Here is a 12204-nt window from a genome sequence, read left to right as displayed (position 1 = left end):
GGGCATCTTCATCAACCTCAGCGCAACCTTTACGCCAACAGCCGGACCAACTCGCCGCACGCCCTGCCGCGGGGCGACGCCGCCGCATACGATCCAGTCTGATCCGCCAGCGTCAATGTTTGGAGCGACCACACAGATGCCAGCCGCAGCCGGGACAAGCACGGCGTTCCGGCTTGCCCGCATCGCGGCGTTCGTGCTCGGTTGCCTGCTGTTTCTGTATGCGTGTGAGACGAGCAAGAGTTCGGTGCTCGCCGACAAGTGGGTGGAAGTTGCGCTGGCGGGCGGGTTGTTGGTCGCCGGGCTCGGCGCGGCCTGGTTCGAGATCAAGCTGCGCGACTTCCGCGACGACGAGGATCTCGACGAGGTCGAGGAGGAGGACGATCGGCACGACGATCGGCTGGCCGCCAGGATGAACCATCCGGCGGGCCGCGGTCGCCGTCCTGAAGTTCGCCGGGCGCGTGCGGATGTGCACGACGAGCCGCCCGTGGATCGGCACTCGTCCCGCAAGGATCGCGTCGGCCTCAGTACGACGCATCGGGAGACACGGCACGAAGGGCTCACCGAATCACGTACGGCTGCCGCGCAAACCCGTGGTGGTCACCGCAAGTCCAAGGACAGCGGGCGCGAAAGCCTCTGGCAGCGCCGCAAATCCGCACCGGAGCACGAGGACATCCGTGCCGAGCGCACCGAAACCGGGGAGTTCCTTGTCGAATCCGAGGGCTGGTCGGTGCGCGCCAAGATCACCCGCTCCGGCGATCTCATCTTTCACGGGCACGACTTGGGCGGCACCTATCGCCCGTATGAATGGATGTGGATCTTCCACCCCGATGCGTTCCCTGCGATCCGTACCGCCCTCGGCGACGACGACGGCGACCTGCTGGTGTTGCTCGAAGAGGTTGTCCCCCAGCTGGATCGGCACGGTAGGCATGACCCGGGCGCCTGGCTGCGCGCGCACGGGATTCCGGCGACCTATCGGGAGAAGGGTGTCAGCGCCACCCAGGACACGCGCGAACTGCCGCTACTGCGTCCCGGCCTGCCGCGAAAAACACCGAGCCGCGCCGACTCGATTCCTCGGCCGACACACCGAAACGACCCATGGCCCAACCGTTCTGGACACGAGGATGCCGCGCCGGTGCCCCGCAGACGCGCGGTGGCCGAGGATCCAGCGCCCGAGCACCCGCAGTATGCGCAGCCTGAACCTCGATGGATAGCAAGGCAAGACCCTGCCGAGCGCCCACGCTCCAGACCTGAGCAAGCACAGCGACCCCGGTACGCAGAGCCGGAGCGCGGCAGGTCACGCTACGACGGCCCGGCCCCCTCCGATGCCGACCCGGATGACCACTCGCACTACCCGAAGCCTCGCTGGTCACGCCACGAGGAGGCGGAAGCGGCAGGATACGAACACCTTTCGCCGCAGCAGCGCCCCCGACAGTCACGCTACGAGCAACCCACGCCGAACCGGCTTCCGGCACCACCCGTACATCGTGGTGAATCCTCGTGGCAGCCAGACGAATACGCCGCACCGTGGCCGACCAGACAATCCGAGTACGACGACCCACCGCCCGCCCGCCGCCATCGATCGAGTCCCCCGCCGAGCGCTGCGGATTCCGGGCGACCCGCACCATCGCACCGCGCGGCCCCACCCTGGCCGTAGCAGTCCAGGCCAGGACATCGCAGGTCAGCCAAGCACGCTCAGCGCAACGGGCTTGCGCAGCGGCCGGATTCCCAGCCGGTCAGCATCCGGAACACGAGCACAGCGCCCCACGGTCCGATCACCCAGATCGGCCACGGGTAGGTGAATTCGCCGACGCTGAGCGAGATCGCACCCCAGATCGCCAGCACGAGCAGGCTGACGCCGAGCCAGCTGGTGCCTTCGATCTTCTGCCAGATCGGGATGCGGGTGGCCGAAGCCTGCTGTCCGGCAGGTTCTTTCGACAGCTTGGGCAGGTCCGTCAGGACCAGCTGCAGATCGTCCTTGGTGGTGGTCTTGTACACCTGCGCCGTGCGCTCGTCGTATTCGGCGAGGTCGATGCGCCCGTCCTCCAGGTGCCTGGCGAGCAGTCGCACCACCTTGTCGCGTTCGGCGTTCGAGGCGCGGGTCCCGGTCGAGATGTCCATATCAAGTCCTTTGCGAGATTCCACCCTCCACAGTGGAATATGTGTCTATCATGAACACTCCACAGTGGAATGTCAACCCTTCGGGCGGTGCCATCAGGCCCCGACGGTGGTGCCCGAATGGCGAGCGCGGCAGGATAGACAGGTGCTCAGCTCGCGGGCGTCAGGGTCCGCGTCGACGAAATCGCTTAGGAGGCACAGGTGTCGGAAACCGTGCGCGGCGTCATCGCCCGCAGCAAAGGCGCGCCGGTCGAGATCGTCGACGTGGTGATCCCCGACCCGGGCCCGCACGACGTGGTCGTCCGGATTCAAGCCTGCGGCGTCTGCCACACCGACCTGCACTACCGCGAAGGCGGCATCAACGACGAGTTCCCGTTCCTGCTCGGCCACGAGGCCGCAGGCATCGTGGAAACCGTCGGCGCGGCCGTCACGCACGTCGAGGCGGGCGACTTCGTGATCCTGAACTGGCGTGCTGTCTGCGGTGAATGCCGGGCCTGCAAGCGCGGCCGCCCCTGGTACTGCTTCGCCAGCAACAACGCGAGCAAGAAGATGACCCTCACCGACGGCACCGAGCTGAGCCCGGCGCTCGGCATCGGCGCCTTCGTCGACAAGACGCTCGTGCACGAAGGCCAGTGCACCAAGGTCGATCCCGCCGCCGACCCCGCGGTGGCCGGGCTGCTCGGCTGCGGTGTGATGGCAGGCCTCGGCGCCGCACTCAACACCGGCAACGTCTCCCGCGGCGACACCGTCGCCGTCCTCGGCTGCGGCGGCGTCGGCGACGCCGCCATCGCAGGCGCCGTGCTCGCCGGCGCGAAAACCATCATCGCGGTCGACCGAGACGCCAGGAAACTCGACTGGGCCACCGATTTCGGCGCCACGCACACCATCGATGCGAGCACCGAGGACGTGGTCGAGAAGATCCAGGAGTTCACCGACGGCTTCGGCGCCGACGTCGTGATCGAGGCGGTCGGCCGCCCGGAAACCTGGAAGCAGGCGTTCTACGGCCGCGACCTGGCAGGCACCGTCGTCCTCGTCGGCGTGCCGACGCCGGACATGACCATCGAGATGCCGCTGATCGACTTGTTCTCCCGCGGCGGTGCGCTCAAGTCCTCCTGGTACGGCGACTGTCTGCCCGAACGCGACTTCCCCACCATGATCAACCTGCACCTGCAGGGCAGGCTGCCGCTGGAACGCTTTGTCACCGAACGGATTTCCCTCGATCAGGTGGAAGACTCGTTCGCCGCCATGCACGCGGGCGACGTGCTCCGCTCGGTGGTGGTCTGGTGAGCGAGCGCATCGACCGCGTCGTCACCTCCGGCACCTTCTCCCTCGACGGCGGCACCTGGGACGTCGACAACAACGTCTGGTTGATCGGCGACGACCACCAGGTCCTCGTCATCGACGCCGCCCACGACGCGGACGCGATCGCCGCCGCCGTCGGCACCAGGACGGTCACCGCCATCCTCTGCACCCACGGCCACAACGACCATGTCACCGTCGCACCGGAATTGAGCAAGCGGCTCGACGCCCCGATCCTGCTGCACCCCGGCGACGACCCGCTCTGGCGGATGACTCACCCGGACACGCCCTATCGATCGCTGGCAGGCATCGATCGAATCACCGTGGCGGGCACCGATATCGACATCCTGCACACTCCAGGCCACTCCCCCGGCTCGGTCTCCCTCCACCTGCCCGAAGCCGCAGCCCTGTTCACCGGCGACACGCTCTTCGCAGGAGGCCCCGGCGCCACCGGCCGTTCCTACTCCGACTTCGACACCATCATCGCCTCGATCCGAGAACGGCTACTCACCCTGCCGGAGGAGACCACGGTCCACACCGGCCACGGCGACACCACCACCATCGCCACCGAAAAACCGGCCCTCGCCGATTGGATCGCCCGCGGCCACTGAGCGCGATCCGGCAATCACCCAACGCGCCGTTGCTCGTCGCTGAAGTCGGCGACGAGCTTCAGCACGCCCACCGAAGTCGCTGCGAATTTCCGTTGCGGGGTAGGGCGGTGCCGTTGCTACAGTGGCGATCGTGAATTCGCCGGAGGCATCCAGACGCTAGCCACCTGTCCGAGTGACCAGGTGGCGTGTGCGGTGCGCAGTGGAACAGCGCTGCCTTCATGTTCTTCGCCGTGCGCGAATTGATGTACGGCCCCTGGTCATTCGACCGTGCCCGCCCCATGTGGGGCGAGATCTGTTGTGCTGCCTGTCCTTTGTGACTACCTCCCAGGGACCGGCGGCTCGGTGTCGAAACCAGAGTCCTGGAGCCTTACTGTGCCAATTGTCGTTTTCGTCCTGGGTGTCGCCGTATTCGCCCAGGGCACCTCGGAATTCATGTTGTCTGGATTGCTCGAACCCGTCGCCGCGGCCACGGGTGTTTCGCTCGGCGCAGCGGGGTTACTTACCTCGCTGTTCGCCGTAGGCATGATCGTCGGAGCCCCGCTGATGGCGATGGCGGCGGGCCGGTGGCCGGTGCGCCACGCGCTGACCGGTTTTCTGTCGCTGTTCCTCGCCGCGCACGTAATCGGCGCGCTCACTACAACATTCACCGTGCTACTGCTGACAAGGGTGGTCGCGGCGGTCGCCAACGCGGGATTCCTTGCCGTCGCGTTGGCCGCGCTACCCGCACTTGTCGGCCCGCACCGGGTCGGCCGCGCGACCTCGGTCATCCTGTCCGGCATCACACTGGCCTGCATCGTCGGCGTCCCCGCCGGTGCCTTCCTCGGTCAAGCTCTAGGTTGGCAGGCCGCATTCTGGGCGATCGCCCTCGTCAGCGCACCGGCGCTGGCGGCAACCTGGCCGCTCGTACGAACTCCGGTCGACCAGGTCGACGAGTCCGACGGCTCGATACGACAGGAATGGCGCACGCTCGGCAACCCGCGCGTGCGCGCGATACTGATCCTGGGAGCACTGGTGAACGCCGCAACCTTCGCCGCCTTCACCTACCTCGGCGCCCTGACCACCGGCGCCGGAGCGAGCCCGGCGTGGGTGCCAGTTGTGTTGGCGCTGTTCGGCATCGGCTCGTTCGCCGGTGTCACACTCAGCGGTCGTTACGCCGACCGGCACGCACAACGGATAGTCCAGGTCGGCACGATAACCCTGCTCGCCAGCTGGAGCACGACAGCCTTGCTCGCAGGCTCACTGCCCGGCCTGTTGGTACTGACAACACTCGGCGGCACGCTGTCCTTCGCCGTCGGCTCCACCCTGATCGGCCTGGCAGTCCGCGCCGCAACCCCGACCGCACCGCGCCTCAGCGGTGCCTTCGCCACCGCAGCCCTCAACCTCGGCGCCGCCGCGGGCCCGGCACTGGCCGGTCTCACCATCACCGCGACCGGAACCCCAACGGCCGCACTATGGATCAGCGCCGCACTCGCCGCCACAGCCACAACCACCGCACTCCTCCACCCCAAATCACACACCCACACCCACTAGCTCATCGACGAGTGGCACATGGCTGCGCCGTTCACCGAGAGACCCTCTCGGTGGTGTGCCACTCGTCGGTCAGAGAATGGCGAAGGCGACGACGAGGCCGAGGGCGAAGTGGGCGGCGGCCACCACCAGGACCTCGGTGGTGTAGGTGTCGGAGTGCAAGGCGGCACCGATGTCGATGCCGAGGGCCTTTTCGATCACGCGGACCGAGACGACCTGGGCGATGATGCCGACCAGGCCGTAGACCAGGGCGGCAATGAGACCCTCGGAGAGCTTGCCGCCGCTACCGACCGCGAAGATGGCGAGCACCACGATGAAGGCCATGCTGATCATGCCCGCAGCGGTGACGATGATGGCGTTGGGATTGCCCGCGATCACCATCGCGCGCAGCTTGCCTGGCGTGGTCAGGTCGATGGCGTAGAAGCCGACGAGCATCAGCACCAGACCGATGAGGGCGTAGAGGATGATCGCTCCAACGCCCTCGCCGAGCGAGCTCCAGTACCCCGATTCGAGGGCATAAGTGGTCATCGCGATCCTTCCGAAAGGGATTGGGTGGCTTGGGGTTACGGGGTGACGATGCGGTGCGGGACGAAGGCGGAGCCGTCGTCGGTGATGAGTCCGGCGGTCTCTCTGATGCCGAGGCCCGCCGCGGTGTCGCCGACGATCCATGCCCCGAGCACGGGGCGCATATCGTCGAATTCCGGTAGCGGGTCCAGCAATTGGTAGACGTAACCCTCTTCGCCGTAGACACCGCCGGTGGCGGTCTCCAGGCCTGCGCCGACGATGGTCATGTTGGCGCCTTCGCGACCGAGCTTGGGTTTGCGGATGTACTCGGTGAGCTCGTTGGGTTGATCGAGGTAGGCGGGCAACAGGTTCGGATGCCCCGGATACATCTCCCACAGCACCGCGAGGATCGCCTTGTTGCTGAGCAGCGTCTTCCAGAGCGGTTCGATCCACATGGTCTGCGGCAGGCTTTCGATGACCCGCTTGCCGAAGTCGTCGTCGAGTGCCCACTCCCACGGGTAGAGCTTGAAGATCGCTTCGATCGGCGCCTCCGCCAGATCGACGAATCGCTCCAGCTCCGTGTCGAATCCGACTTCTTCGATCGGCAGCGCGATGGTGTCGAACCCGGCCTCGGCGGCGGTCTCCTGCATGTAGGCGGTGGTGACGTTGTCTTCACCGGTGGCGTCGGCGCCGGACCAGGTGAAGTGCAGCTGCGCGGTCGGCAGCGTGTCGCGCAGCTCGGTCCAGCGCTCGACCAGCTTCTCGTGCAACGAGTTCCACTGATCGCCGCCGGGGAACTGCGCGGTCAGCCAGTGCCACTGCACAATCGCGGCCTCGAGCAGCGATGTCGGCGTATCGGCGTTGTACTCCAGCAGTTTCGCGGGCCTGCGTGCGTCGTAGCGCAGGTCGAATCGCCCGTACACGTGCGGGTCGCTGCGCCGCCAGGATTCGGTGATCGGCGCCCAGGTCCATTCGGGCAGGCCGAAATCCTTGAACCGTTCGGTGAGCACGATCTGCTCGACCGCGTTCAGGCACATCGAATGCAGCAGCTCGACATCGGCTTCCAGCGCGAGGATCTCCGACATCTCGAACTCGTAGTGCACCGACTCGTCCCAGTACGGCCTCGGCTGTCCGCTGGCGTCGCGACCAGGCGAACCGTAGACCAGGCCTTGGCCCTCGGTGATGGCCTGCCAGTCCGGTCGCGGCGTGCTGCGCACCCGCCGCATTAGGACCCGCTCCCGGTGCTCTTGCTGCCGAGTCCGCCGCGCTGCACGGTGGTGCCGCTCTTGGTTTTGATGTCGGTGCTCTTGGGCTTCACCGTGGTGCCACCGGTCGGCGGCTTGCCGATGGTCGGGGTGCCGCCGTAGTAGTAGCGGTACTGCGGCCCGCCGCCGAGGAAGATCAGTCCTGGGCTGCCGTGACCGTAGCTGCTGTCGTCGACGAAACCGGGACGCCCAGTGCCGCAATTATTGTCGTCGACCACGATCTCCTGGCCGTTCTCGACCTTCACGCAGGACGCGGTGACCTGATCCGGCGCGGTGAGCGCACGATAGGCGAGATAACCGCCGCCGACCAGCCCGGCGACGCCGACGATCGCGACACCGCCGATCATCACTCGCTTGCGGGTGCGCTTCTTGGCCTCGCCTGCCGCGACGGCGGCACGCTGGGCTTCTGCCGCCCGTTTGCGCGCTTTGTCCCTGGCACGCGACTCGGCGACCGTCGGAGGGCGCGGCTGAGTGATGCCTGCTTCCTGGCGCTGCATGCTGCCCTGGCGGGGCGCGGGCTCGGTGGGAAACGGCGGAGTGCCGGGAGTCGGTGTGCCTGGCGTGTTTTCGGGGCCGCCCGCCGACGCGGGCGGCATCGACTCGGGCCTCGGTTCGGTGCCGGAATGCTCGTCACCAGGATTGTTCGTGCTCAATGTTGAGTCCTCGCCGTATCCCGACCCACCATTACCGCTCCTCGAATCCGGTCATTTCGCCGCGCGCGGGCTCCCAGCTTTCCACAACAAGGGTCACCCGACCAGGAGTATCACCGGAACGCAGCAATTCGAGCAACCGTGCGCAATCGGCCGTCGGCCCTTCCGCGACAACGTGCACCCTGCCGTCGCGCGCGTTGGTCGCGTGCCCGGTCAGCGCGAGCTCCAACGCACGCGACCGCGTCCACCAGCGAAATCCCACACCCTGAACGCGGCCGTGCACCCACGCACTCAAACGGACCACATCGGTCGATTCACCCATCAGGACACTGTGACATGCGGGCGGTCCACCGTCGGTCGACTCCGGCGCGTCGCGCGACTCACGCCTCCACGTCGAACGACAACGTCACCTTCGTGCCCGCCTGCAGCGTCCGGCCGACGGTGCACGCCTTGTCGATGGCGCGCTGCACGGTGACGAGCAACCGCTCCCGCGCCTCTTCGTCCAGTTCGCTGAGGTCGAGCTCGAACTTCTCGTCGAGTTGCGGGTACACCTCGTTCTCCCGGTCCGCGTCGCCGGAGACCCGGATGGTCGCGTCGAAGGAGTCGCCGAGCTTGCGCGCCAGCGAGAAGTCGGCGCTCAATCCGGAGCAGCCAGCCAGCGCAATCTTCAACAGTTCGCCCGGGGTGAAAGCGCCGGGTACTCCTTGAGAGGCGATCAGCACCTCGGCGCCGCGGGAGCTGCGGCCTGTGTAAGCCCGCGTCCCGGTGCGCTCGACCCAGAGCTCGGTCGGTTGGGGTGTTGCGGAAGAGGTCTGTTCAGCCATGCGTAAATCCTGCCATTATCGTCGCGTTGAACTCACGCCTGCCAACGTGACGAAGACCTCCGCACATTCCGCGCCGGGACGCGATCCTTACCACTAATGGACGCACGTCCAACCGCGGTCCGCCGCTACTCCTGGAACCGGTACCCCATGCCCGCCTCGGTCAGCAGATGCTTGGGATGCGAAGGATCGTCCTCCAACTTCCGCCGCAGCTGAGCCAGATACACACGCAGGTAATGGGTTTCGGTCGCGTACGACGGCCCCCACACCTCGCGCAGCAGCTCCTTGCGCCCGACCAGTTTGCCGCGGTTGCGCACCAGCATCTCGAGCATGCCCCACTCGGTGGGGGTGAGATGCACCGTCTCGTCGTTCTTGGTCACCTTCTTGGCGGCGAGGTCGACGGTGAACGACGAGGTCACCACCACCGGGTCGGACGCGTCGGCGTCGGAGGCGCCGCGCCGGACCGCGGCGCGCAGCCGCGCAAGCAGTTCGTCCATCCCGAACGGCTTGGTGACGTAGTCGTCGGCGCCCGCGTCGAGCGCCTCGACCTTGTCCGCCGAATCCGTGCGCGCCGACAGCACGATCACCGGCGCCGAGGTCCAGCCGCGCAGGCCGGCCAGCACTTCGATCCCGTCGATATCAGGGAGGCCGAGGTCGAGGATCACCACGTCGGGGTGCTTGTCGGCGGCGGCACGCAGCGCGGCGCCGCCGGTGCCCGCGGTGATCACCTCGTAGCCGCGGACCGACAGGTTGATCCGCAACGCACGCACGATCTGTGGTTCGTCGTCGACCACCAGCACTTTGATCGCCGGGGCATCCTGCTTCTTGTCGGTCATCACGGCTTCCTGTGTGGTCCGGGGCTGCGGTGCTCCCGCTGTCGATGTACTCATCATCAGCTGCTCGCTTCGGTTTCGTCGGCAGGCAGGTCCACGATCATCGTCAATCCTCCGCCTGGAGTCGGTTCGGCGTGCACGGTGCCGCCCATTGCCTCGACGAATCCGCGCACCACCGACAGGCCGAGCCCGACGCCGGTGGTGTTGTCGCGGTCGCCGAGCCGCTGGAACGGCTCGAACAGTTGCTCCTCCGACCCCGGCGGCACACCGGGGCCGATATCCACCACTGCGATTGATACGCGGTCACCTTCGCGTTCGGCGGTGACCCGCACCGGCGTGTCGCGGGTGGCATGCCGCAATGCGTTGTCGATCAGGTTGGCGACCACCCGTTCCAGCAGCCCACTGTCCGCCCGCACCGAGACGTCGCCGACCTCGACCTTCACCCGGTCCATCGCGGCACGCCGCAGGCCACGCGCGCCCATGCCGACGCTGACCAGCGCCCGGTGCACCACTTCGTCCATGTACACCCGCCGCAGCTGCGGTTTCACCACGCCGACGGCAAGGCGGGAGGAGTCGAGCAGGTTCCCGACCAGCGCGGTCAGCTGATCCACCGATTCCTCGATGGTCTCCAGCAATTCGGCGGTGTCCTCGGCGGAGAACTCGATCTCGTCGCTGCGCAGGCTGGACACCGCGGCCTTGGCTCCGGCCAGCGGGGTGCGCAGGTCGTGGCTCACCGCGGACAGCAGTGCGCGGCGCAGCCGGTCCGCCTCCAGCAGTGCGGCCGCGGCGCTGGCCTCCTCGGCGAGCCGGGATTGCCGCACGAGTCCGGCGGCCTGGTTGGCGACCGCGTTGAGCACCGGCCGGTCGCCCGCGTCCAACGGCCGTCCGGCCAGCAACAGCCAGCTCGACGCGTCGCCCGCCTCGATCGCGGTTTCGGCGTCCGCTCCGCGTTGCGGCGGATCGATGCCGACCGCGGCGATCACCTCGTTGCCGCAGAGCATGCTGACCGCGCGCAATCCGTAGGTCTCGCGGACCTGTTCCAGCAGATTCGGTAGATCCGCGCCGTGCAGCACCGCGCCTGCGAACATGGTCAACAGCTCGGCCTGCTGGGAGGCCCGCCGGGCCTGGCGGGTTTGCTTCGCGGCCACATCCACCAGTGCCGCCACCGCGAGCGCGACGAACAGCAGCACCACCACCGTGACGAAGCTGTCCGGCTCGGCGATGGTGAGGCTGTAGCGCGGGTCGGCGAAGAACCAGTTCAGCAGCAGACCCGACAGCAGCGCCGAAAAGGCCGCCGGGACAACACCACCAAGCAACGCGACCGCGACGACGCCGATGAAGAACACCGCGCTCAGGCCACCGAGTTGCAGGTAACCGTCCAGGAACGCCGCACTGATCCCGCACACCGCCATCGGCACCAATACCGCTGCGAGCCAAGCACGGATCGGCTGCCGCGGCATCAGCGACCGCCGCGCACCACGATGGGCTTCCTCGTGCGTGACCATGTGCACGTCGATCTTCCCCGACTGCTGCACCACCGTCGCGCCGATGCCCTCGTCGAACATGCGCGCCCAGCGCGACCGCCGGGAGGTGCCGAGCACCAGCTGAGTGGCGTTCACCTCACGCGCGAATTCCAGCAGCGCGGTGGGCACGTTGTCGCCGGTGATCGTGTGCAGCGAGGCATCGAGGCTGCCGGCGAGTTCACGCAGCCGGTTAAGCCGTTCGGTGGAGACACCCGCCAGCCCATCACCCCGAACAACATGCACGAGAACGAGTTCGGCGCTCGCCTTGGTCGCGATGCGGCTGGCGCGGCGGACAACGGTCTCCGATTCCGGGCCACCGGTCACCGCGACCACCACGCGCTCGCGGGCTTCCCACAGCTCGGTGATCCGATGGTCGGCCCGGTACTTCGCCAGCGCCGCGTCGACCTGATCGGCCAGCCACAGCAACGCCAATTCCCGCAATGCGGTGAGGTTTCCGGGACGGAAGTAGTTGCGCAGCGCGGCGTCGACCTTGTCGGCCGCGTACACGTTGCCGTGGGACAGCCTGCGGCGCAATGCTTCCGGGGTGATATCGACGAGCTCGACCTGATCGGCGCCGCGCACCACCGCGTCCGGAACGGTCTCCTTCTGCTGGATGCCAGTGATCTGCTCGACCACATCGTTGAGGCTCTCCAGGTGCTGCACGTTCACCGTCGAGACCACATCGATGCCCGCGTCGAGCAGCTCTTCGACGTCCTGCCAACGCTTTTCGTGCTTGCTACCGGGAATGTTGGTGTGCGCCAGTTCATCGACCAAGGCCACCGCGGGTGCCCGCCGCAGCACCGCCTCCAGGTCGAGTTCCGGCATCATGGTGCCGCGATACTCGACCTGCTTCGGCGGGATCCGCTCGATCCCCTCCAGCAGCGCCGCCGTCTTTTCCCTACCGTGCGTTTCCACTACCGCAGCCACCACATCACGGCCGCGCTCCAGGCGCCGGTGTGCCTCGCCGAGCATGGCGAAGGTCTTGCCGACTCCCGGCGCGGCGCCGAGGTATATGCGTAGTTGACCGCGCTTCACGCGTCCATCATTGCGCGTCGT

At 67.3% G+C, this 12204-nt stretch carries 12 protein-coding genes; 4 read left to right on the top strand and 8 right to left on the bottom strand.

The features are described 5' to 3' along the window. Positions 1-136 precede the first annotated feature (136 nt). Positions 137-1654 carry a chromosomal replication initiator protein DnaA gene (locus tag NA11_RS11065; protein ID WP_069161752.1) on the top strand — a complete coding sequence of 506 codons (1518 nt, stop codon included), beginning with the start codon at positions 137-139 and terminating at the stop codon, positions 1652-1654. Between the two features lie 38 nt (positions 1655-1692). On the opposite strand, the gene NA11_RS11060 is transcribed toward NA11_RS11065, so the two are convergent. Then, on the bottom strand, positions 1693-2118 hold the full coding sequence (locus tag NA11_RS11060) for a DUF1707 SHOCT-like domain-containing protein (RefSeq protein WP_069161751.1): 426 nt from the start codon (positions 2116-2118) through the stop codon (positions 1693-1695). A gap of 198 nt (positions 2119-2316) precedes the next feature. Between NA11_RS11060 and NA11_RS11055 the strand changes: the two genes are divergently transcribed. From NA11_RS11055 to NA11_RS11045, 3 genes are all read left to right on the top strand, one after another. Continuing rightward, positions 2317-3402 (top strand): S-(hydroxymethyl)mycothiol dehydrogenase, encoded by a 1086-nt coding sequence (locus NA11_RS11055; RefSeq protein WP_069161750.1) that lies wholly within the window; start codon positions 2317-2319, stop codon positions 3400-3402. Then, positions 3399-4025, top strand: coding sequence for an MBL fold metallo-hydrolase (locus NA11_RS11050; protein WP_069161749.1), 627 nt, complete (start codon positions 3399-3401; stop codon positions 4023-4025). The genes NA11_RS11055 and NA11_RS11050 overlap by 4 nt, the downstream gene beginning before the upstream one ends. Before the next feature lie 372 nt (positions 4026-4397). Then, the gene (locus NA11_RS11045) at positions 4398-5555 is read left to right on the top strand and encodes a Cmx/CmrA family chloramphenicol efflux MFS transporter (protein ID WP_069161748.1); all 1158 of its coding nucleotides are present in this window, start codon (positions 4398-4400) and stop codon (positions 5553-5555) included. Between the two features lie 69 nt (positions 5556-5624). On the opposite strand, the gene NA11_RS11040 is transcribed toward NA11_RS11045, so the two are convergent. From NA11_RS11040 to NA11_RS11010, 7 genes are all read right to left on the bottom strand, one after another. Then, positions 5625-6080, bottom strand: a complete 456-nt coding sequence (locus NA11_RS11040) for a DUF350 domain-containing protein (RefSeq protein ID WP_069161747.1) — start codon at positions 6078-6080, stop codon at positions 5625-5627. Positions 6081-6115: 35 nt separating this feature from the next. Beyond that, positions 6116-7282 carry a glutathionylspermidine synthase family protein gene (locus NA11_RS11035; RefSeq protein ID WP_069161746.1) on the bottom strand — a complete coding sequence of 389 codons (1167 nt, stop codon included), beginning with the start codon at positions 7280-7282 and terminating at the stop codon, positions 6116-6118. Then, positions 7282-7974, bottom strand: coding sequence for a hypothetical protein (locus NA11_RS11030; protein ID WP_245745825.1), 693 nt, complete (start codon positions 7972-7974; stop codon positions 7282-7284). Before NA11_RS11030 ends, NA11_RS11035 begins: the two co-directional genes overlap by 1 nt. Before the next feature lie 31 nt (positions 7975-8005). Continuing rightward, on the bottom strand, positions 8006-8293 hold the full coding sequence (locus tag NA11_RS11025) for an acylphosphatase (protein WP_069161744.1): 288 nt from the start codon (positions 8291-8293) through the stop codon (positions 8006-8008). A 58-nt stretch (positions 8294-8351) separates the two neighbouring features. Next, entirely contained in the window at positions 8352-8795 is a 444-nt protein-coding gene (locus tag NA11_RS11020) for an OsmC family protein (RefSeq protein WP_069161743.1), read from the bottom strand. A gap of 125 nt (positions 8796-8920) precedes the next feature. Further along, on the bottom strand, positions 8921-9628 hold the full coding sequence (locus NA11_RS11015; RefSeq protein ID WP_069161742.1) for a response regulator: 708 nt from the start codon (positions 9626-9628) through the stop codon (positions 8921-8923). Between the two features lie 56 nt (positions 9629-9684). Next, positions 9685-12183, bottom strand: coding sequence for an ATP-binding protein (locus NA11_RS11010; RefSeq protein ID WP_069161741.1), 2499 nt, complete (start codon positions 12181-12183; stop codon positions 9685-9687). Positions 12184-12204: the final 21 nt, after the last annotated feature.

Source organism: Nocardia altamirensis NBRC 108246 (assembly GCF_001612685.1).
Classification (GTDB): Bacteria; Actinomycetota; Actinomycetes; order Mycobacteriales; family Mycobacteriaceae; genus Nocardia; species Nocardia altamirensis.
The sequence above is the reverse complement of the archived record's forward strand: the minus strand, read 5'-3'. Positions and strand labels throughout refer to the sequence as shown.

Coding starts and splice junctions, on each gene's coding strand:
- NA11_RS11065 (WP_069161752.1), top strand. CDS start 137: ATGCCAGCCGCAGCCGGGACAAGCACGGCGTTCCGGCTTGCCCGCATC.
- NA11_RS11060 (WP_069161751.1), bottom strand. CDS start 2,118: ATGGACATCTCGACCGGGACCCGCGCCTCGAACGCCGAACGCGACAAG.
- NA11_RS11040 (WP_069161747.1), bottom strand. CDS start 6,080: ATGACCACTTATGCCCTCGAATCGGGGTACTGGAGCTCGCTCGGCGAG.
- NA11_RS11035 (WP_069161746.1), bottom strand. CDS start 7,282: ATGCGGCGGGTGCGCAGCACGCCGCGACCGGACTGGCAGGCCATCACC.
- NA11_RS11025 (WP_069161744.1), bottom strand. CDS start 8,293: ATGGGTGAATCGACCGATGTGGTCCGTTTGAGTGCGTGGGTGCACGGC.
- NA11_RS11020 (WP_069161743.1), bottom strand. CDS start 8,795: ATGGCTGAACAGACCTCTTCCGCAACACCCCAACCGACCGAGCTCTGG.
- NA11_RS11015 (WP_069161742.1), bottom strand. CDS start 9,628: ATGACCGACAAGAAGCAGGATGCCCCGGCGATCAAAGTGCTGGTGGTC.